This is a genomic window from Clavibacter zhangzhiyongii (assembly GCF_014775655.1).
Taxonomy (GTDB): domain Bacteria; phylum Actinomycetota; class Actinomycetes; order Actinomycetales; family Microbacteriaceae; genus Clavibacter; species Clavibacter zhangzhiyongii.
Map to the genome: position 1 here is coordinate 746,228 of NZ_CP061274.1, position 21,785 is coordinate 768,012.

The 21,785-nt window shown below is 74.8% G+C and carries 13 protein-coding genes; 8 read left to right on the forward strand and 5 right to left on the reverse strand.

The window, feature by feature from the left end; translation table 11 throughout:
* Positions 1-34 precede the first annotated feature (34 nt).
* From H9X71_RS03720 to H9X71_RS03730, 3 genes are all read left to right on the forward strand, one after another.
* Entirely contained in the window at positions 35-6,184 is a 6,150-nt protein-coding gene (locus tag H9X71_RS03720; RefSeq protein WP_191148389.1) for a PKD domain-containing protein, read from the forward strand.
* A gap of 261 nt (positions 6,185-6,445) precedes the next feature.
* Positions 6,446-7,810 (forward strand): hypothetical protein, encoded by a 1,365-nt coding sequence (locus H9X71_RS03725; RefSeq protein ID WP_191148390.1) that lies wholly within the window; start codon positions 6,446-6,448, stop codon positions 7,808-7,810.
* On the forward strand, positions 7,807-9,210 hold the full coding sequence (locus H9X71_RS03730; protein ID WP_191148391.1) for a tyrosine-protein kinase domain-containing protein: 1,404 nt from the start codon (positions 7,807-7,809) through the stop codon (positions 9,208-9,210). Before H9X71_RS03725 ends, H9X71_RS03730 begins: the two co-directional genes overlap by 4 nt.
* Positions 9,211-9,298: 88 nt before the next feature.
* On the opposite strand, the gene H9X71_RS03735 is transcribed toward H9X71_RS03730, so the two are convergent.
* Together H9X71_RS03735 and H9X71_RS03740 are read right to left on the reverse strand one after the other, a co-directional pair.
* The gene (locus tag H9X71_RS03735; protein ID WP_191148392.1) at positions 9,299-9,943 is read right to left on the reverse strand and encodes a hypothetical protein; all 645 of its coding nucleotides are present in this window, start codon (positions 9,941-9,943) and stop codon (positions 9,299-9,301) included.
* 180 nt (positions 9,944-10,123) lie between these two features.
* A complete protein-coding gene (locus tag H9X71_RS03740) occupies positions 10,124-12,064 on the reverse strand; it encodes a glycosyltransferase (protein ID WP_191148393.1) in 1,941 nt (646 codons plus the stop codon).
* Positions 12,065-12,215: 151 nt separating this feature from the next.
* Between H9X71_RS03740 and H9X71_RS03745 the strand changes: the two genes are divergently transcribed.
* On the forward strand, positions 12,216-13,265 hold the full coding sequence (locus tag H9X71_RS03745; protein WP_191148394.1) for a glycosyltransferase family protein: 1,050 nt from the start codon (positions 12,216-12,218) through the stop codon (positions 13,263-13,265).
* A gap of 165 nt (positions 13,266-13,430) precedes the next feature.
* The gene (locus H9X71_RS03750) at positions 13,431-15,149 is read left to right on the forward strand and encodes a lipopolysaccharide biosynthesis protein (RefSeq protein ID WP_244961756.1); all 1,719 of its coding nucleotides are present in this window, start codon (positions 13,431-13,433) and stop codon (positions 15,147-15,149) included.
* Positions 15,150-15,153: 4 nt separating this feature from the next.
* Here the strand turns inward: H9X71_RS03750 and H9X71_RS03755 are convergent, their stop codons facing one another.
* Together H9X71_RS03755 and H9X71_RS03760 are read right to left on the reverse strand one after the other, a co-directional pair.
* Positions 15,154-16,893 (reverse strand): sensor histidine kinase, encoded by a 1,740-nt coding sequence (locus H9X71_RS03755; protein WP_191148395.1) that lies wholly within the window; start codon positions 16,891-16,893, stop codon positions 15,154-15,156.
* 75 nt (positions 16,894-16,968) lie between these two features.
* On the reverse strand, positions 16,969-18,324 hold the full coding sequence (locus H9X71_RS03760; protein WP_244961758.1) for an endo-1,4-beta-xylanase: 1,356 nt from the start codon (positions 18,322-18,324) through the stop codon (positions 16,969-16,971).
* 200 nt (positions 18,325-18,524) lie between these two features.
* Here H9X71_RS03760 and H9X71_RS03765 point away from each other — a divergent pair, with 200 nt between their 5' ends.
* Positions 18,525-19,568 (forward strand): NAD-dependent epimerase/dehydratase family protein, encoded by a 1,044-nt coding sequence (locus H9X71_RS03765; RefSeq protein WP_191148396.1) that lies wholly within the window; start codon positions 18,525-18,527, stop codon positions 19,566-19,568.
* A 54-nt stretch (positions 19,569-19,622) separates the two neighbouring features.
* Here the strand turns inward: H9X71_RS03765 and H9X71_RS03770 are convergent, their stop codons facing one another.
* A complete protein-coding gene (locus H9X71_RS03770) occupies positions 19,623-20,438 on the reverse strand; it encodes a TspO/MBR family protein (protein WP_191148397.1) in 816 nt (271 codons plus the stop codon).
* A 79-nt stretch (positions 20,439-20,517) separates the two neighbouring features.
* Here H9X71_RS03770 and H9X71_RS03775 point away from each other — a divergent pair, with 79 nt between their 5' ends.
* Together H9X71_RS03775 and H9X71_RS03780 are read left to right on the forward strand one after the other, a co-directional pair.
* Positions 20,518-21,039 (forward strand): MarR family winged helix-turn-helix transcriptional regulator, encoded by a 522-nt coding sequence (locus H9X71_RS03775; protein ID WP_191148398.1) that lies wholly within the window; start codon positions 20,518-20,520, stop codon positions 21,037-21,039.
* On the forward strand, positions 21,036-21,782 hold the full coding sequence (locus H9X71_RS03780) for a YqjF family protein (protein WP_191148399.1): 747 nt from the start codon (positions 21,036-21,038) through the stop codon (positions 21,780-21,782). The genes H9X71_RS03775 and H9X71_RS03780 overlap by 4 nt, the downstream gene beginning before the upstream one ends.
* The last annotated feature ends 3 nt before the right edge of the window (positions 21,783-21,785 follow it).

Below are 21,785 nucleotides of genomic sequence, written 5' to 3' on the forward strand. Positions count from 1 at the left end.
CTCACCCGCACCACCCACCCCAAGCAAGGACGAAATGAGCATCCTCTCCTCCGCGGGACGTCGCCTGGCCGCGATGACCGCGGCCGCCGCGGTCATCCTGTCCGCGGTCGTGATCGCGCAGCCCGCGATGGCCGACTCCGCCCCCGTCGACCCGACGGATCCGCGGACGCCCGCCACCGTGACCGCCGATCCGCTGCCCACGACCCAGATCGACGGCGTCGCCTGGTCGCAGGTCGTCGTCGGCGACACCGTCTACGTCGCCGGCAAGTTCCAGAACGCGCGCCCCGCCGGCGCCGCGCCCGGGACGAACCTCACCCCGCGCAGCAACCTGCTCGCGTACGACGTCCGCACGGGCGCGCTCATCACCTCGTTCGCGCCGAAGCTGAACGCGCAGGCGCTCTCGGTGACGGCGTCGCCCGACGGCTCGCGCATCTACGTGGTCGGGGACTTCACCGACATCGACGGCCAGGGCTACTACCGCGCCGCGGCGTTCAGCACCGCGACCGGCAAGATCATCCCGACCTTCCGCCCGATCATGGGCAGCCAGACCCGCACGGTGAGCGCCTCGAACGACACCGTGTACCTCGGCGGCACGTTCCGCAGCGTCAACGGCGCCGCGCGGAACTACCTCGCCGCGGTGTCCGCCTCCACCGGCGCCACGCTGCCGTTCGTCGCCGACACCGACACCGTGGTCGATGCGCTCACGCTCACGAAGGACGCGTCCAAGCTGGTCGTCGGCGGCCGCTTCACGCAGCTGAGCGGCGTCCCCACCTACGGGCTCGGCGCGGTCGACCCGGCCTCGGGCGCCTCGCTCCCGTGGGCCGCGAACCAGCAGGTGCGCAACGCCGGCGTGGAGTCCTCGATCACGAGCCTCTACGCCACGGGCGACCGGGTGTACGGATCCGGCTACACGTTCGGCGACGGCGGCAACCTCGAGGGCGCGTTCTCGGCGGACCCGAACACCGGCGTCGTGAACTGGGTCGAGGACTGCCACGGCGACAGCTACTCCGTCTTCGCGACCGAGACCGTCGCGTACGTGGCGGGCCACCCGCACTACTGCGGCAACATCGGCGGCTTCCCGCAGACGGAGCCGTGGACCTTCCAGCACAGCATCGCCTTCAGCAAGCAGGCGACCGGCACGGCCACGGCCGACCCGTACGGCTACCACAACTGGGCCGGCACGCCGTCCCCGACGCTGCTCAACTGGTTCCCGAAGTACGTCACGGGCTCCTTCACGGGCCAGGGCCAGGCGGCCTGGAGCGTCAACGGCAACCAGGACTACATCGTCGTCGGCGGCGAGTTCCCGTACGTGAACACCACCGCGCAGCAGGGCCTCGTGCGCTACGCGACGGCCAAGGACGCGCCGAACAGGATCGGCCCGAACGGCAACGACCAGCTCGTGCCGAAGACGGTCTCGTACACGAAGGGCGAGGCGCGCGTCGCCTGGCAGGCCACGTTCGACCGCGACTCGACCCGCCTCACCTACAAGGTGATCCGCGACGGGAAGACGGCGACCCCCGTCTACCAGGTGACCCAGGACTCCACGTTCTGGCAGCGTCCCTCGATGGGCTTCGTCGACAAGGGCCTCGTGCCCGGCAGCTCGCACACCTACAAGGTCGTCGTCACCGACGGCAACGGCAACGCGGTCGACCGCAACAGCGCGCCCGTCGTGATCGCCGACCAGTCCGGCAGCGACGCCTACGCCACGAGCGTGAAGGACGACGGCGCGACCGCGTACTACCCGCTCGACGAGAGGGACGGCACCGCCGGACTCGACCACGTCGCGTTCGAGGACCTCCGGGTCGACGCCGCCACGCGCGGCGCCGCGGGCCCGATCGACGGATCCACCGCCACCACCTTCTCCGGCAAGGACGGGTCCTTCGCGGTCACGCCCCAGGCGGCGAAGTCGCCGAACACCTTCAGCGTGGAGTCGTGGGTCAAGACGACCTCGACCTCGGGCGGCAAGGTCGTCGGCTACGGCAACAACAGCACCGGCACCTCGGGCAACTACGACCGCATGGTCTACCTCGACAACGACGGCCGGATCTTCTTCGGCGTCTACACCGGGGCCACCCAGACGATCAGCTCGGCTCCCGGCTTCAACGACGGGAAGTGGCACCAGATCGTCGCGACCATGAGCGACGCGGGCATGAAGCTGTTCGTGGACGGCAAGGTCGTCGGCCAGCGCGCCGACGTCACGGCCGGCCAGGACTTCACCGGCTTCTGGCGCATCGGCGGCGACAACCTCGGCGGCTGGCCCAACCAGCCCGCGAGCTACTACCTGGCCGGCGACATCGCCCAGGTGTCGATCTACCCGACCGCCCTCACGCGCGCCGACGTCGTCGACCACCTGGTCGCCTCGGGCCGCACCTCGCCCATCCCGCCGGCGCCCTCGGACGCCTACGGCAAGGCGGTCTACGCCGCCGACCCGTCGTTCTTCTGGCGCCTCGACGACGCGCAGGGCGCGACGACCGTGAAGGACGCCGGCCAGAACGACGTCCCCGGCAACGTGGGACGCAACGTGTCCTTCGGCCAGGCGGGCGCCCTCGCGGGCACCGCCGGCACGTCGGCGTCGTTCGACGACAGCATCACGGTGAGCTCGCAGCGGGTCCAGAACCCGCAGCGGTACACCGTCGAGACGTGGTTCCAGACGACCACGAACCGCGGCGGGAAGCTGATCGGGTTCGGCGACAACGCGGATCCGTTCAACTTCTCCGGCAGCTACGACCGCCACGTCTACATGCAGGACGACGGACGCCTGCAGTTCGGGATCTGGACCGGCCAGACCAACCTGGCCACGTCGCCCAAGGCGTACAACGACGGCCAGTGGCACCACATGGCGGCCTCGCAGGGCGTCGACGGCCTGAAGCTCTACGTGGACGGCGAGCTCGTCGGCCAGAACGGGGCCACCCAGGCCCAGGGCTACGACGGCTACTGGCGCATCGGCGGGGACAACACCTGGGGCTCGGCGAGCGGCACCTTCCAGGGCCGCCTCGACGAGGTCGCGGTGTACCCCACGGCCCTCGCGGCCGACACGATCGCGACGCACCACGCGCTCGGGACCACGGGCCGGGTGCCGAACCAGGCCCCGAAGGCCGCGTTCACGCAGCAGGCCGACTTCCTGGCCGCGTCGTTCGACGCGACCGGATCCACGGACGCCGACGGCACGATCACGGGCTACGACTGGGACTTCGGCGACGACGTCCGGGCGTCCGGCGCGCAGCAGTCGCACACCTACGCCGCGGCCGGCACCTACACGGTGACGCTCACGGTGACGGACGACCGCGGCACGACGAACCGCACGCAGCAGGAGATCACCGTGAAGGCGGCGCCGGCGAACATCGCGCCGACGGCCGTGGTGACCGCCACCGCGACGGACCTCACGGCGAAGCTCGACGGATCCGCCTCCACGGACGCCGACGGCCAGGTCGCCTCCTACGCGTGGGACTTCGGCGACGGCAGCACGGGCACCGGCCCGACGCCGACGCACGCCTACGCCGCGGGCGGCGCCTACACGGTGACCCTCACGGTCACGGACGACAAGGGCCTCACGGGCTCCGCGTCCACGCAGGTGACGGTCGTGGCGCCCCCGGTCAACCGGGAGCCCACGGCGGTGATCGCGTCGACCACGACCGACCTGGTCGCGAACCTCGACGGCCGCGCCTCCTCCGACCCGGACGGCGCCATCGCGTCCTGGGCGTGGGAGTTCGGCGACGGGACGACCGGCACCGGCCCCTCCATCGCCCACCCCTACGCGAAGGCCGGCACGTACCAGGTCGCGCTGACGGTGACGGACGACGAGGGCGCGACGGGTCGCACGACCGCGAGCGTCACGGTCACCGCCCCGCCCGTGAACCAGGCGCCCGTCGCCGCGTTCACGTCCACCACGGCGGGCCTCGTCGCCTCGCTCGACGCCTCCACGTCGAGCGATCCCGACGGCACCGTGGCCTCCTGGTCCTGGGCCTTCGGCGACGGGACCACCGGCGCGGGCCGCACCACGACCCACGCCTACGCCCAGGCCGGCACCTACCCGGTGTCGCTCACGGTGACGGACGACAAGGGCCTCACGACGACGACCACCTCCCCGGTGACCGTCGAGGCCCCCGCGTCGAGCGTCCTCGCGCAGGACTCGTTCGGCCGCACGGTCGCGCAGGGCTGGGGCACGGCCGAGGTCGGCGGCGCCTGGCGCGTCACCGGCAGCACGAGCATCGTCAAGGTGCAGGACGGACAGGGCCAGGTCGCCTCGCCGAAGGGCGAGACGCGCACGATGAGCCTCGACGCGGTGTCCACCACGTCGTCGGACGTCAGCGCGACCTTCTCGCTCGACTCCGTCCCCACCGGCGGCGGCTCCTACACGCGGGTCACCTCGCGCCAGGTCGGCTCGTCGTTCTACCAGACGCAGGTCTGGGTCAAGGCGACCGGGCAGATCCAGCTGGTGCAGTCGGAGGGATCGTCGAACCCGGCGTCCTACGTGCTCCCCGGCACGACCTACAAGGCCGGCCAGCAGCTCCGCGTCCGCGTCCTGACGACCGGCACCTCGCCGACCACCGTCAAGGCCAAGGTGTGGGTCGCCGGCCAGGCCGAGCCCGCCGCATGGCAGACGAGCATCACCAGCTCGACCGCCGCGCTGCAGGCCGCCGGCTCCGTCGCGATCCAGACCTACCTCTCGGGGTCGGCGACGGCGCCCGTCACCACGCGGATCGACGACGTGGTCGTCGCCCGCGACGGCCAGGCGCCCGCCCCGGCGAACCAGGCCCCGACGGCGGCGTTCACGTCGACGGCGAAGGACCTGACGGCCTCGTTCGACGGATCCACGTCGACGGACGCCGACGGCACGGTCGCCTCCTACGCCTGGGCGTTCGGCGACGGCACGACGGGCACGGGCCGCACGGTCGACCACGCCTACGCGAAGGCCGGCACGTACGCGGTGTCGCTCACGGTGACGGACGACAAGGGCCTCGTCTCGGCGAAGAAGGACGGCACCGTGACGGTGACCGCTCCCGCGGCGGCGAACCAGGCCCCGGCGGCGGCGTTCACGTCCGCCGCGAAGGACCTGACGGCCTCGTTCGACGGATCCACGTCGACGGACGCCGACGGCACCGTCGCCTCGTACGCCTGGACCTTCGGGGACGGCGCCACGGGCACCGGTCGCACGGTCGACCACGCCTACGCCGCGGCCGGCACCTACCAGGTGTCGCTCACGGTGACGGACGACAAGGGCCTCGTCTCGGCGAAGAAGGACGGCACGGTCACGGTGACCGCGCCTGTCGGCACGCCGGCGAACCAGGCCCCGACGGCGGCGTTCACGTCGACGGCGAAGGACCTGACGGCCTCGTTCGACGGATCCACGTCGACGGACGCCGACGGCACGGTCGCCTCGTACGCCTGGGCGTTCGGCGACGGGACGACCGGCACCGGTCGCACGGTCGACCACGCCTACGCGAAGGCCGGCACGTACGCGGTGTCGGTCACGGTGACGGACGACAAGGGCCTCGTCTCGACGAAGAAGGACGGGTCGGTCACGGTGACCGCCCCGGTCGTCACGCCGCCGGCCGCGGGGATCCTCGCGCAGGACTCCTTCGCCCGCACCACCGCCAACGGCTGGGGCACGGCGGAGACCGGCGGCGCCTGGCGCATCACCGGCAACGCGTCGATCCTCAAGGTGCAGGACGGGCAGGCGCAGGTCACCAGCCCCGCCGGCGAGACCCGCACCGCGAGCCTCGACGCCGTCCGCGGCACCGCCTCGGACGCCCAGGTCAGCTTCTCGCTGGACCGGGTGCCCACGGGCGGCGGCGCGTACGTGCGGATCAACTCGCGCCAGGTCGGCACGGCCGTGTACCAGACGCAGGTCTGGGTGCGGTCGACCGGCCAGGTGATGATCGTGCAGTCGGAGAACGGGACCAATCTCAAGTCGGTCGTCGTCCCGAACCTCACGTACACGGCCGGGCAGCAGCTCCGCGTCCGCGTGCAGGTCACGGGCACGTCGCCCACCACGATGAACGCGAAGGTGTGGCCCGTCGGCCAGGCCGAGCCGACGGCGTGGCAGTCGACGACGACCGGGTCCCTGGCCGCCCTGCAGACCGCGGGCACGTTCGGGATCCAGACGTACCTGTCGAGCTCGGCGGCCGGCCCGGTCGCGTTCACGCTCGACGACCTGCTGGTCACGGACGGCACCGTCCGCTGATCCGGCCGGTAGCTCGCAGCGGGCGGGTCCTCCTCGGAGGGCCCGCCCGCACGGTCGTGCGGGCGACCGCACGACGGCACCACCGCACCACCGCATGACCCGGACGGGGGCCCTGGACGGGAGGCCCCGGCGGTCTGCACCGGGGATAATCGACGAGGGCGACGCGCCCGGGATGCACACGAGGGGACACGCGATGCCGCACGCGATGCCACGCCCGCACGCCCGCGTCCGCCCCCTCCGTCCCCGCCCCCGGTGCCGCGCATGACCGCGCTCCTCGCGGGCGACGGCGTCGAGCGGCTGCTCCTCGCCGGCGTCGCGCTCCTCGCCGGGATCCTCCTGCTGCTCCTGCTGCGTCGGACCCCGCGGCTCGCCGTGGCCCTCTGGCTCGCCGCCCTCTGCCTCGCGCCCATCTGGGCCGGCGTCTCCGTGGCCGGCTACTACCTGCCGCCGGCGACGCTGATGGCGCTCGTGGCCATCGTCGCCGCCCTGCCCGTGCCGGGCTTCCGCGTCTCGGCCCTCGACCTCGTCGTCGTCCTGACGGCGGCCGCCGGCGTCGCCGGGGTGCTGGTGGGAGGCGGCGCGGGCGTCGCCGTGCCGGCCCTCGTCACGTTCCTCACCTACGGCCTCGGCGGCTACCTCCTCGGCCGGCTCGTCGTGCACCGCGTGGGGACGGCGCACCTGCACGCGGCGGCCGCGGTCGCGTTCACGGTCGTCGCGGCGCTCGCGATCGTCGAGTTCGCGCTCACCTGGAACCCCTTCGTGCTGATCCCGGGCAGCGGCAGCCTCCGCGAGACGTGGGCGTCCCTGCAGATCCGCGGCGGCGTCGTCCGGGCCGAGGGCGCGTTCGGCCACTCCATCGCGCTCGGCTGCAGCCTCGCCGTCGCGATCCCGCTCACGCTCGCCGCGCGCTTCCCCCTCCCGGTGCGGCTCGCGATGACCACGGTGCTCCTCCTCGGCACGGTCGTCACCTTCAGCCGCGTCGGCATGCTCACGGCGCTCCTCGGCCTCGTGCTGTCGATCGTCTTCCTCCGCGACGCGATCGCGCTCCGCGTCCGCGTCGCCGTCTCCGTCGGGGTCGTCGCCGTGGTGGCGGCCGTCGCGCCCTTCGTGCAGACCGTCTTCGAGGACGCCGGCACGGAGGCCACCAACAGCTCCGACTACCGCGGCGACCTCTACACGCTCATCCCGGGCATGCGGTTCATCGGCCCCGCGACCTCCGCGCAGCGCCTCACGGACGGGCGCGTGTTCTACGGCGACTTCCGCTCCATCGACAGCCAGCTGATCCTCACGGGCCTCACCTCCGGCCTGCTGGTCGCCGGCGCCGCCCTCGCGGCCCTCGCGGTCGGCGTGGGGCTGGTGCTCCGGGGACGCGCGACCCCGGCCACCATCGCGCTCGTCGCGCAGATCCCGGCCTTCGCGTCCGTCGCGCTCATCACGCAGTACGCGACGCTCGTGTGGTTCCTCGCCGGGGTCGCGGCGACCAGCCAGATCCTCCGCCGCGAGGCCGTCCCCGCGCCGCCGCCCGACCCCGACCCCGACGGCGCCGCCGCGGACCCCGACGACCGCCCCGATCCCGCCCGCACCGCCGCCCTGCCGCCTCTACCCGAGAGAACCCCCTCACGATGACGCTCCACGAGTTCACCGCCCTGCTCCGCCGCCACTGGTACGTCGTGGTCGCCGCCACGCTCGCCGGGGGCGTGGTCGCGTTCGGGCTCTCGCAGCTCGCGACGCCCGTCTACACCGCGCAGTCCCGGCTCTACTTCTCGCTCAGCAGCGGATCCAGCGCGAGCGACCTCAACCAGGGCGCCACGTACACGCAGAGCCAGATGCTGTCGTTCGGCGAGCTGGCGGAGTCGCCCGCGGTGCTCGAGCCCGTGATCACGCGGCTCGGGCTCGACCGCACGGCGCAGGAGCTCGCGCGCGCCGTCACCGTGACGACGCCGCAGAACACCGTGGTCATGGAGATCAGCGTCACGGAGCCCTCGCCCGCGGACGCCGCGGAGATCGCCAACGCGGTCGCCCGGAGCCTCCGCGACACCGCCGAGGCGTACGCCCCGAAGGGCGCCGAGGGCTCGCCCACCGTCTCCGTCCGCGTGATCCAGGAGGCGCCCGAGCCCCTGTCCCCGTCGGCGCCGAACGGCCGCACGAACACGCTCGCCGGTCTCCTCCTCGGGCTGCTCGCGGGCCTCCTCGGGATCGCGCTGGTGCGCCTGCTCGACACGCGCGTCCGCTCCGCCGAGACCGTCGCGCACCTCACGAGGGCGCCGCTGCTCGGATCCCTGGAGCGCGAGCGCGGGGTCACCGGCCTCGCGATGGCGGTGCGCCCCCTGTCGACCGCGGCCGAGGGGTTCCGCCAGCTGAAGGCGAACCTCCGCTTCGTGCTCCTCGGCGACAGCTCGTCGAGCATCGTCGTGACCTCGTCGATCCCCGGCGAGGGCAAGTCCACGGTCGCGGCGAACCTCGCCCTGTCGCTCAGCGAGGGCGGGCGCCGCGTGCTCCTCGTCGACGCCGACCTCCGCCGCCCCGTGGTCGCGCAGTACCTCGGCCTCGAGGGCGACGCGGGCCTCACGACCGTGCTCGTCGGGCAGGCCCTGCTCGAGGACGTCGTGCAGCCGTGGGGCGACGGCACGCTGCACGTGCTCACGTCCGGCGAGATACCGCCGAACCCGAGCGAGCTGCTCGCGTCGGCGCGCATGGAGGAGCTCGTCACCGGGGCCCGGGCGACCTACGACGTCATCGTGATCGACACGGCCCCGCTCATCGCGGTCGCCGACGCCGCGTTCGTCGCGCGCATGACGGACGGCGCCATCGTCGTCGCCGACCAGACCCGCGTGCACCGCGGGCAGCTGTCGGAGGCGCTCGACGCGGTCGAGAAGTCCGGCGGATCCGTGCTCGGCGTCGTGCTCAACAAGGTGCGGCCCACGAAGGACAAGCGCGCGTACTACCGCGCGGCCGAGCCGGAGGCCACGGGCCGCGCCGCGCGCCGGGAGGCCCGGGCGTCGCGGGCGGGCACGCCGCGCGGCTGACCCGCGGGCGGGACGACGAGGGGCGCGGCCGGGGGTCCCGGGCCGCGCCCCTCGTCGTGCTGCCGGGCCGCGCCCGGACGCGTGCGCGCTACTGGAAGACGACCACCGGCGAGCCGGCGTCGCGCGCCACGACCACGCTGATCGCGTCGGCGGACGCGGCGGGGACGCTGAACACGTAGTCGCCGGTCGCGGAGGCGCCGGGCTCGAGCGTGCCGCGGATCACGGCGTCGGAGTCGGCGGGCGTCGCGGGCGTGCGGTCGGCGCCGTAGAAGACGTTGACCGTCACGGCGTCGACCGGGACGGCCTCGCCGGTGACGTTGACGAGCTCCAGCCGCACGTCGACGGCGTCGCCGCTCAGCTCGCCGACGCGGCCGCCGTCGGTGCTGGTCGGGGTGACCGACGCGATGCGCGCCTGGATGGAGCCGGGGAAGGTCGCGGTCTCGTCCATGCCGACGGTCGTCGAGACCTCCTGGCCGAGCGACGTGTCGCCCTCGGGCAGCGGGGCCGGGGCCTCGGTCGCGCCCGCGGTGGGGGCGACGTCGGACCAGTCCTTCGTGTCCGCGGCGGCCGCGGGGGAGTCGGAGCCGGACCCGTTCACGACGACCGTGCCGACGACGGCGGCGGTGACGAGGACGGACGCGGCGCCGATGACGGCGGCGGTGGTGCGGCGGCTGCGCGCGCGTCGCTCACGGCGGGGACGCAGGTCGGACGGGGTGCTCTCGGGTACGGGCATGGCCTTCTTCGCTCTTCGGGTACGGCGAAGACGAGCCCGACGACCAGGGCGGGTCGGCGGCGCGGTGCGGGCGGGCGATGGGTGGTCGCCTGACGCAGGATTCCGGGTCTTCTGCCCTCGCATCGTACGTCGGCGAGCGCGCCGCGACGAGCCCCCCGTCCAGGGGAGGGCGCGGGCCGGTCAGTCGCGGCGGGCGTACTCCTGGTAGGACCAGCCGAACGCGCCGGCGACCATGCCGGCGCCGCGCGCGAGCGTGCGCGTGCCCTTCGCGCGGTGGGCGAGGCTGCCGGTCGCCGTGCCCACGGCGATCCGCGCCGTGCCGCCGAGCGCGCGCACGAGGCCGCGGGCGGTGGCGTCGGCGCGGATCCGCGTGCGGGCGACGGGCGATCCGGACGCGAGCGCGACGGAGGTCAGGCTCCACGAGTTCCCGCTGCTGAAGGCGCGGAGCACGACCCAGCGGCGCGTGGTGCGGGCGCGCGGCACGACGTCCACCACGCCCGCCTCGGCGCACCAGGTGAGGATCCCGCCGGACGCGACGAGCTGCCGCGTGAAGAGGGTGTCCTCGCCGCCCTGCGTGCCGAGGTCCACGTTGAAGCGCAGCCCGGCGGCGCGCACCGCGCGGAGGTCGAGCAGGAGGTTGTTGGTCGCCGCGACCTCGAGGCGCGCGCCCGTCGCGGGACGGCGGCGCACGAAGAAGCCGCCCGCGCGCACCCACGCGTCGGGCTCGACCTCGTACTCGCTGCGGACGGGCCCGGCGACGCCCGCGCTGCGCGTGGCCGCGCGGGCGCGGACGAGGGCGGCGAGCCAGCCCGGATCCGGCCGCTCGTCGTCGTCGAGGAACACGAGCAGGTCGTCGCCGCGGGCCGCGTCGAGCGCGCGGTTGCGGGCGGCGGAGATGCCCGGCGTCGGCTCGTGCACGTACGCGAGGGGGACGGGGGACTCCGCGGCGGCGTCCTCCACGGCTTCGCCCGCGCCGCCCGCGGGGTCGTTGTCGACCACGACGATCCGCACGGCGCGGGGGAGCGCGGGGTCGTCCTCCGCGGCCTCCCGCAGCTCCGCGGCCTGCGCGGCCACGAGGGGGAGCACGGCCCGGATGTCGTCGGGCCGGCGGTAGGTGAGGATCGCGACGACGAGCGAGGACGCGGGCGCGGCCGCGGGACCGGAGGCGGCGGGGGCCGCGGTCGGCGCCGGCGACGGCACCGCGCGCCAGCCGCCCGAGAGGCGGTACCCGTCGAGGATCCCGCGCACGGCCGCCGAGACCGGCGCCACCGGGTGCGCGAACTGCCGCCGACCGCCCTGCAGCAGCACCTCGTACGCGACAACGGGCGTGAGCAGCCGCCAGCGCCGGAGCGCCGCGGCGTCGAGGTGGCGGGCCCCGTAGAGGAGCCGGTTGCGGACGTTGTGGTAGTAGTACGTGCCCGACTTGGCCTGGCCGGCGCTCGCGTGTCCGGCGCTCTGCGTGCCGCCCTCGGCGTGCACGGCCACGGCGTCCTCCACGACGCGCAGGGATCCGCCCGCCTCCACGACCTTGCGCGACAGGTCCACGTCCTCCCAGTACAGGAAGTAGTCGTCCGAGAAGCCGCCCACGCGGGCCCACAGCTCGTCGGTCACGAGGAGGCACGCGCCCGTGAGCCACGGCTCGACCGCGAGGCCGGGGTGCTGCGCGCGGCGGGCGGCGGAGCGGATGCGGCCGTCGGCGAGGTACAGGTCCGAGCCGCGGAACCACGTGCTGCCGTCCGGCCGGAGGATGAGCGGCGCCACGAGCGCGAGGGGGTCCGCCGCGATGGCGCCGCGGAGCACGGCCAGCTGGTCGGGCTCGATCGTCGCGTCGGGGTTGAGCAGCAGGAACTCGCGCGCGCCGAGGTCGCGGGCCGCCGCGACGCCGATGTTCATGCCCGACCCGAAGCCCGTGTTCGCGTCCGGGTAGACGCCGTGCACGCGCGTCGACGGGTGCACGGCGAGCTCGCGCACGCGCTCCCGCTCGGCGTCGGTGGTGCGGTTGTCGACGATCACGAGCAGCGCGTCGTCGAGGCGTTCGACGAGCGGCAGCACGTTCTCGCGCACGAGGTCGGCGGATCCGTAGTTGACGACCACGACGGCGAGGAGGGCGGGGCGGGGCATGGGGGTCCCATCGATCGGGTGCGCGCGGCGGGCGTCGCCGGGCGGGGCCCGCCATCGGGTGCGGGCGGGTGGTGGCATAGTCTATTTCCTCGACCGATGACCCCGTGGGCGCGCCCGACGACCCGCCGCCGGTCTCCCGCTGAGGAGCGCCATGACCGTCCCCTCCCGCCCGCCCGGCCGCGACCTCGTCGTCCTGCAGTCGTCCCCGGCGCCGCGTCCCACGACGAACCCGTACATCGTGATGCTCGGGCGCGCGCTCGCCGCGACCCCGGGCCTCAGCCCCCTGCACTTCAGCTGGCGCACCGCGCTCCTCGGCCGCTACGACGTGCTCCACGTGCACTGGCCCGAGATCCTCGTCGACGGGCGCAGCCCGCTGAAGAAGGCCGTGCGCCAGGCGCTCACGGTCGCGCTCCTCGCGCGCCTGACGCTGCGGCGGATCCCGATCGTCCGCACCGTGCACAACCTCGAGCGGCCGCAGGGCATCAGCCGCCGCGAGTCGCTCCTGCTCGCGCTCATGGAGCGGATGACGACGCTGCGCCTGCGCGTGAACCCCGTCACCGAGATCCCGGCGGACCAGCCGCACGCGACGATCCTGCACGGCCACTACCGCGACTGGTTCCGCGACGAGCGGCGCGAGGACCACGTGCCCGGCCGGCTCGGCTACGTGGGCCTCGTCCGCCGGTACAAGGGCGTCGAGCAGCTCGTCGCGGCGTTCCGCGGCGCGGGGGAGGCGGGCGCCGACCTGTCCCTGCGCATCGGCGGCAACCCGTCCACCGAGGAGCTGGCCGACACGGTCCGCGCGCTCGCCGCGGGCGACGACCGGATCCGCCTCGACCTCCGCTTCCTGTCCGACGCCGAGCTGGTGGAGGTCGTGACGTCGTCCGAGCTCGTCGTGCTGCCGTACCGGTTCATGCACAACTCCGGCGGCGCGCTCGCGGCCCTCTCGCTCGACCGGCCCGTGCTCGTGCCGGACAACGCCGTCAACCGCGCGCTCGAGGAGGAGGTCGGCCCGGGCTGGATCCACCGGTTCGACGGCGACCTGACCCCCGAGGAGCTCCTCCGCGCCACCGAGGCCGTCCGCACGGGCGCGCGGTCCGCGTCGCCCGACCTGTCCGGCCGCGACTGGGACCGGGCGGGGACCGCGCACGCGTCCGCGTACCGGCGCGCGCTCCGCATCCGCCGCGGGGTCGAGCGGGGCTGAGCCCCCACCCGTTCTGGGGCTGGATCCGCGCGCCCCCGCGGATACCATCGGACGGGGCCCGCATACCCGGCGGTCCCGCCACCCGACACCCGAGCCCGCGGTGATCCGGCCGTCACCCGCGGCCGACCCGATCGCCACCCCTCCTCGACCCGACGACGGAGCCACATGCCATCCGCCCTACCCGGCGACCCCTCCTCCGCGCCCGTCGGCGCCTCCGCGCCCGCCCCCGCGCCCGAGACGCCGCCCGCCGCCACCCAGGGCCTCGGCGCCCGCGCGGCCCGCGGCGCGATCGTCACCATCGGCGCGCAGCTCGTCCGCATCCTCATCCAGGTCGCATCCGTCGTCGTCCTCGCGCGCCTGCTCACGCCCACCGACTACGGCCTGCTGGCGATGGTGCTCGCGATCATCGGCGTGGGCGAGATCTTCCGCGACTTCGGCCTCTCCAACGCCGCGATCCAGGCCCGCGACCTCAGCCGCGGCCAGCGCGACAACCTCTGGTGGATCAACGCCGGCATCGGCCTCGTGCTCGCGGCCCTCGTCTTCTGCGCGGCCTGGCCGCTCGCCGCGGTCTTCGGCCACGACGAGCTGATCCCCATCGCCCACGCCCTGAGCCTCACGTTCGTCTTCAACGGCCTCGCCACGCAGTACCGCGCGAGCCTCACCCGCAGCCTCCGGTTCCGCGCGCTCGCGACCGCGGACGTCACCGCGCCCGCGGTCGCCCTCCTCGTCGCGGTCGGCGGGGCGCTCCTCGGCTGGGGCTACTGGGCGCTCGTCGCGCAGCAGCTGACGCAGACGCTCGTGCTCCTCGGCCTCGCGGTCGGCTTCGCCCGGTGGATCCCGCGCCTCCCGAGCCGTGGCGAGCCCATGGGCCCGCTCCTCCGCTTCGGCTGGAACATGGTCTCCAGCCAGATGGTCGGCTACGTCAGCAACAACATCGACACGTTCCTCGTCGGCCTCCGCTTCGGCGCCGGCTCCCTCGGCATCTACAACCGCGCGTTCCAGCTGCTGATGACGCCGCTCGCGCAGATCCGCAGCCCCCTCACCACGGTCGCGATCCCCGTGCTCTCCCGCCTGGCGGACGAGCAGCGCCGCTTCGCCGACTACGTCGCGCGCGGCCAGCTCGCCCTCGGCTACACGCTCGGCGCGGGCCTCGGCCTCGTCGCGGCGACGGCCGTGCCCATCACCGCCGTGTTCCTCGGCCCGCAGTGGGACAGCGTCGCCCCGATCCTCCGCCTGCTCGCCATCGCCGGGATCTTCGACACCCTCGCCTTCGTCGGCTACTGGGTCTACGTGTCCCGCGGCCTCACCGGCGACCTCTTCCGCTTCTCGCTGCTGAGCGCCGCGATCAAGGTCACCTGCATCCTCGTCGGGTCCGCCTTCGGCATAGTCGGCATCGCGGCCGGGTACGCGGCCGCCCCCGCCATCTGCTGGCCCATCTCGCTGTGGTGGCTGTCGCGCAAGGCACCGATCCCCACGCGCCGCCTGTACATGGGCGCGCTGCGGATCATCGGGGTCGTCGGCGCGGTGAGCGTCGCGACGGGCGCGCTCCTGGCCCTGGTCGACACCGGATCCGACGTGCTCCAGCTCCTCGCGGGCGTCGGCACGACCGCGGTGCTCTACGCGCTCGCCGTCGCGCTCGTGCCCGCGGTGCGCCGCGACGTGCGCGGCGTGCTCGACCTCGCGCGGGTCCTGCCGAAGGCGCGACGGGGGAGCGCCCCGGCGGCTCCGTCGGCTCCGGCGGCCGACGCCCCGGACGATGCGCCCGCCGACGGCGCTGCCGCCGACGGCGCTGCCGCCGACGGCGCTGCCGCCGACGATCCCGCGTCCGCGTCCGCCTCCGCGGAGGATCCCGCGCCGGCCGGCGGCGTGCCCGCCCGCTCCTGACCCGTCACCCGCGCGCGCCCGCACCCCGCTGCGCCGGGAGCGCGATCCGGAACGTCGTGCCCTCGCCGAGGACGGAGGAGACGGTGACCTCCCCGCCGTGCGCCTGCACGATCTCCCGCACGATCGCGAGGCCGAGGCCCGTGCCCGGCACCACCTCGCTCAGCGCGTTCGCCGCGCGGAAGAACCGGTCGAAGACCTGCGGGAGCGCGTCCGCGGGGATCCCCATGCCGGTGTCGGCGACCACGACCATCACCGCCGGGCGCCCCGTGGGACCGGTCGCCGCATGCAGCTCGACGGACACCGTGCCGCCGGCCGGCGTGAACTTCACGGCGTTCTCGATCACGTTGGTGAGGACCCGCTCCAGCTGCCCCGCGTCGCCCTCCACGGTCGCGGGGCCGGCGTCGCCCACGGCCAGGTCCACGCGGCGCGCGTCGGCGAACGGGCGGAGGGACTCCGCGGCCCGGCGGACCAGCGTCGCGACGTCGAGCGGCGCCATGGCCGGGCGCTCGCCCGCGTCCAGGCGCGTCATGGTCAGCATGTCGGCCACGAGCGACTGGAGCCGCCGGGCGTTCCGGTCGACGACCCGCAGCATGTCCTTGGCATCGTCGGGGACGTCGCCCCCCTCGCCGTCGAGGACCAGCTCCACGTAGCCCGAGATGGAGGTGAGCGGCGTGCGCATCTCGTGGCTGACGGTGCCGATGATGTCGCTCTTGGACCGGTCGAGCGCCTCCAGCCGTGCGACGACCCGCTCCTGGCCGTCGAGCATGCGCGTGAGCATGGCCTGGCGGAACATGACCGGCAGCGCCGACAGCGCGACGGCGCTCGCGGCGAGGACCAGCGCGAGCGGCGGCACGGGCGTCGTGGTCGCGACGAGGAGCACGCCGAGGCCGGCGAGCACGGCCATCGCGGGGACCGGCAGCAGGCGGGCGGTGGGCCGGTACGGCTCCGGGGCGTCCGCGGGCGCGCGGTCGACGCCCTCCACCCACAGGGCGAGGCACGCGATCCCGGCGGTCCAGGCGACGTCGAGCGGGGTCCCGTCGCCGTAGCCGCCCTCCCGGATCAGCAGCGCGTAGGCGATGTCCGCGCCCGTGATGGCGAGCAGCCCGAGCACGAGGAACTGCCAGCGGGGACCCATGCGCAGGACCGGGGAGGCGGCGATCCCCACGACCACGGCCACGAGGACGATGTCGAAGGCGGGGTAGAGGGCGTCGATGGCGCCGGCGACGACGGTGCGGCCGCTCGTCGCGTCGGAGAGGACCGGGTCGAGGATCACGGCGAGCACGGCCGCGGAGCCGAGCACGGCGAGGCCCGCGTCGAGGAAGACGGCCTTCGTGGTGCGACGCGAGCGGCGCCGCACGAGCACGACGAGGGCGAGGAGCATCAGCGGGTAGAAGAGGAGGTAGGCCACGTCCGCGGCGGAGGGCGAGGGCAGCATGCCGGACGCGTCCATGCCGATCACGTAGATCGTGTCGCCCGCCGCGTTCGCGGTCACCGCGGCGGCCGCGAGCACCACCTCCGCCCGACGGGAGCCGGTCCGCGCGGCGACGAGCCAGAACACGACGACGGGGATCCACTGGAGGGCGAGCGACAGCCCGACGTCGACGAGCACGATGCCGGGGTCGCCGGGCAGGAGCAGGGCCGCGAGGTAGACGATGTTCGCGATCACGACGACGCCGAGGAGGCCCCGGATCACGCGGTCCAGGCGGGGGCGCGCGACGGCGTCCCCCTCGACGGCACGCGCCATGATCTCCCCCGTACCCGACGTGCCGGTCGCGACCACCCGGTCGCACCGCCCGCACGCCTCCGCCGATCCTAGGAGTCAGGGGGCCTCCGGCGGCCGCCCGGACGGTGCGGGGACGAGACCGGCGCCGCCCGTCGCTCCCTGGGCCGGCGTCACGTCCGCCTCGGACGCGCCGACCGCGACCGCCGCCAGCGCCTCGCGCCCGGCGTGCGCCACCCGCACGTCGCCCGCGAAGGCCGTCACGCGCACGCGGCCCTCCGCGTCCGTGCGCAGGGTCGTGGGCGCGAGCCGCCACTCCTCGCGGATGAGCCGGCGGAGCGCCTCGTACGACGGCTTCGGCGTGCCGTCCGCGCGCACCAGGCCGCCGGGCGCGCCCAGCCACATGCCGTCGTCGGTGAGGCCCCAGTACGTGATCGCCTGCACCGCCGGGTGCCCGACGAGCGACCGGTAGTGCCGCTCGATCTCGTCGGCCTGCCGCTCCTCGCCCGCGGGTGTGGACGGCCAGCTCGTGACGCGGAAGTCGTTGAGGTCGGTGATCTCCGGCGGCATGAGGTCGCCCGAGAGCAGCGTCGTCTCGGTCATGTGGATCGGCAGCCCGAACCGCGCGAACCGGTCGACGATGCCGAGCACCTGCTCCTCCCCGCGGTAGCCCTGGTGCATGTGGGTCTGGAGCCCGATGGCGTCGACCTCGATGCCCGCGCCGAGCACCTCCTCGATGAGCTCCTCGTAGGCGGGGGACAGGTCGAAGTCGTTGAGCACGAGCGTGGCGGCCGGGTTCGCGGCCCGCGCCTCCTCGAAGGCCATGCGCACCATCGCCAGCCGCCCCCGCGCCGCGGTGAGCCGGGTGATCCCGTTGTCCTCGCGGTCGAACACGGGCATGATCACGGCCTCGTTGATGGCGTCCCACGTGTCGATGAGCCCCGCGAAGTCGCCCACGTCGCGCCGGATCCGCTCCCGCTGCACGCGCTCCACCTCGTCGAGCGGCAGGTCGAGCAGCCACGGCGCCGTGACCGTGTGCCAGACGAGCGGGTGCCCCTTCACGGCGATCCCGCGCTCGCGCAGCCAGCGCGCGGTCGTGAGCAGGCGCTCGGTGTCCGGCTCGCCGCGCACGGGCTCGAACCTGCCCCAGTAGAAGGGGAGCGTCGCGGTGTTGAACACGGCCGCCCACTGCTCGGCCAGCCGCTCCAGGCCCTCGAGCCGCGCGCCGCCGAAGGTCTCGATGCCGGCCTCCTCGGGATCCGTCTCGCCGTTCGCGAGCGGGATGAGGTCGAAGCCGATGTTGCCGAACGCGAAGTCCTGGCCGGCCTGCTCGACCACGACGTCCGCGTCGGCGAGCGGCCGGCCCCCGGGGTCGCGGACGGTGATCACCGCCTCGGCGCGGCGGGCGTCGGGGATCGCCGTCGGGCGGCGGGAGGCGGATGGCGTGGCGGGCATGGGTCCCTCTCGGGGTCGGCGCGTCGGCGCGTCGGTGCGGTCGTCCGGAACCTACGCGGGCCGCGGGACGGGCGTCCACCGCGGCCCGGATGTCCGCAAGCTTTCCCCCGCCGAGGCGGGTGGGGAGGGCGCGGCGCGGGCGTAGCGTGCACGCAGGGCGCGGATCCGACCGGCGCCCCCGCTTCGATGACGAGGACCCGATGACCCCAGGCGCCGCCACCCTGTCCGTGCTCTACCTCGGGGGGACGGGCACGATCAGCGCCGCCTGCGTCCGGGCCTCCGTCGCCGCGGGGATGGACGTGACCGTCGTCAACCGCGGCGCCGACTCGAAGGGCCGCGGGGTCCCCGCGGGCGTCACGAGCCTCGTCGCCGACGTCACGGATCCCGACGCCCTCCGCGCCGTGCTCGGTGACCGGTCCTTCGACGCGGTCGTCGACTTCCTCTGCTTCGACGCCGCGGGCGCCGACCGCCGCGTGGACGTGCTCCAGGGCCGCACCCGGCAGTTCGTCGCCATCAGCTCGGCGTCGATCTACCGCAAGCCCGCGCTCCAGACGCCCATCACCGAGTCGACGCTGCGCGCCAACCCGTTCCTCTCCTACGCGCGCGACAAGATCGCGATGGAGGACGCGTTCCTCCGCCACCACGCGCAGAGCGGCTTCCCGGTCGTCATCGTCCGCCCGTCGCACACGTACGACGAGGCCAGCCCGCCGCTCGCGGGCGACTGGACGGTCGTCGACCGCATCGCGCGCGGCGAGGAGGTCGTGGTCCCGGGCGACGGCACCTCGCTCTGGACGCTCACGCACGCCGACGACTTCGCGGTCGGGCTGGTGGGGATCCTCGGCGACGAGCGCGCGACCGGCGAGGCGCTGCACATCACGAGCGACGACGTCATGACGTGGGACCGGATCCACCACCTCGTCGCCGACGCCCTCGGGGTCGAGGCGCGGCTCGTGCACGTGCCCGCCGAGCAGTTCCCCGTGGTCGAGCCGGAGTGGGGCTGGTCGGAGCTCGTCGTCGGTGACCTGTCGCACAGCGCGGTCTTCGACACCACGAGGATCCGGCGGCTCGTGCCGGCGTTCCAGCCGCGGAACCCGTTCCACCTGGCCGTCCGCGGCATCGTCGCGTGGCGCGCCGCGCACCCGGAGCTCACCCGCCCGGACGCGGACACCGACCGCCGCATCGCCCGCCTGGTCGCGGCGAAGCACGCGGCCGACGCGGCGTACCGGGACGCGGCCGCGGGCTGATCCGCGGTCCGGGCGTCCGGGCGGGCGTCCGGGCGTCCGGGATGCCCGGGCGCCTCAGCGCGCCGCCGCCTCCCGCGGCGCCACGCGCCCGGTCCAGCCGACGCGGGCGCGCACGACGAGCGTCACGACCACCGCGAGCGCGGCCGCGACGAGCGCCGCGACGGCCGCCGGCGTCGACATCAGCTCGCCCGTCAGCCGCCCGACGGCGATCCAGGCGAGTCCCCACGCGATGGCCGCGGTGGGCGCGAGCCGTCCGCCGTCGCGCACGGCCAGCAGCGCGCCGAGCGCGCCGACCACCAGGAGCACCACGACGGCCGTGGCGTCGCGCCCCGCCTCGCCGGGTCGGACGCCCGCGGCGGTGAGGATCGCCGCGACGTTCGCGACCGTCGCCACGCTCACCCAGCCGAGGTAGAGGCCCATGGTCCCGTCGAGCACGACCGCCTCCACGGCGTTCCGCGGCCGCGTCGCGAGGAGCGCCAGGAAGGTCCACACGAGCGTCGCGAGCAGCGCCGCGATGACCACGCCGCTCAGCGCGAGGAGGCCGGCCTGCGCCGTGAGGATCCACGCGGCGTTGAGCACGAGGGTCACGGCCACGGGGTAGCCGACCCGGCGCTGGCGAGCGTCGGCGCGCTGGGCGGGGAGCGCCTGCCACACCGTGGCCGCCAGGAGGCCCAGGTAGACGACGCCCCAGATCGAGAAGGCGGGGCCGGCGGGCGCGACGGGCGTGAAGCTCGCGCTGAGCGCGCCGCTCGACGCCGTCTGGATGCTGCGGTCGCTGAACGCGCCCGAGCCGAAGGCGGAGCCGACGAGCGCGAAGGCCATGCTCGCGACGACGACGATCTGGCGGACGATGTCCTTCACGGTGCCCATGCGGCCTGCTCCTCTACGATGGATCATCAGCAGGCGGATAGTAAGTCTGCTGACGATCACTGTAGCAGGAGGGGCGACCATGGCCGGAGGGGCCCCGCAGGACGAGCTCGCCAGCTGGCCCACCGGCCGGCTGCTGTCGACGGCCGCGCGCGCCGTCGAGCACGCGTGGGCGGAGGCGCTCCAGACCCTCGGGGTCACGCACGCGGGCCTCATCGCGCTGCACCTGCTGCGCGACGGGCCGCTCAGCCAGATCCAGCTCGCCCGCTCCGCGCACGTCGAGACGCAGACCATGTCGCGCACGCTCGAGCGGCTGGAGCGCGAGGGCCTCGTCTCGCGCGCGCCGGATCCCCACGACCGCCGCCGTCACGTCGTCGCGCGCACGGAGGCCGGCGCGGAGGCCTGGGCCCGTGCGCAGACGCTCGAGCGCGACGTCGTCCCGGAGCTCACCCGCTCCGAGGAGATGCGCCGCGGCCTCATCGACGTGATCCGCGCGGCCGGCCGCCCGTCCGCTCCCGCCACCCCGGACGACGCTCCCGCCGCGACGCCCGCCGACGCCCCCGCTCCCGCGAACGCCCCCGCCCCCCGGAAGCGCACCCGATGACCCGCCCCGCGGACCCCGACCCGATCTCCGCCCACGCCCCCGACCTCCCCGGCCGCGCCGTCATCCGCCAGCTCTGGAGCGACCTCGCCTTCGTGCACTGGCGCGTGGATCCCGCCCTCGTCGCCCCGCTCCTCCCGCCGGGCACGCGCCCCGACGTGCACGACGGATCCAGCTGGGTCGGCCTCATCCCGTTCGTCCTGTCGCGCAGCGCCTTCCCGCCGCTGCCCGCCGTGCCGTGGGCCGGCACCTTCGCCGAGCTCAACGTGCGCCTCTACAGCGTCGGCGACGACGGCCGCCGCGGCGTGGTCTTCCGCTCGCTCGAGGCCGCCAAGCTCCTGCCCGTGATCGGCGCGCGCGTCGGCCTCGGCCTGCCCTACATGTGGGCGTCGATGACGCACGCGGAGCACGACGGCGTCGTCACCTACACGTCGCGCCGGCGCACCGGCACGCGGCCGACCTCCCGCCTCTCCGTGCGCCCGCTCGGCGAGGAGGTCGCGGGCGATCCGCTCGCCGACTTCCTCACCGCGCGCTGGGGCATGCACGTGGCCCGCGGCGGCGTCACGCGCTACTGGCCGAACACCCACGACGCGTGGACCCTGGAGCGCGCCGAGCTCGTGGACCTCGACGACGAGCTGGTGGCGGCCGCCGGCCTCCCGGGCATCGTCGGCCGCGCGCCGGACTCGGTGCTGTTCTCCCGCGGCGTCCGCACGGAGTTCGCCGGCCCGCTGCGGCCGCGCGCCTGACGC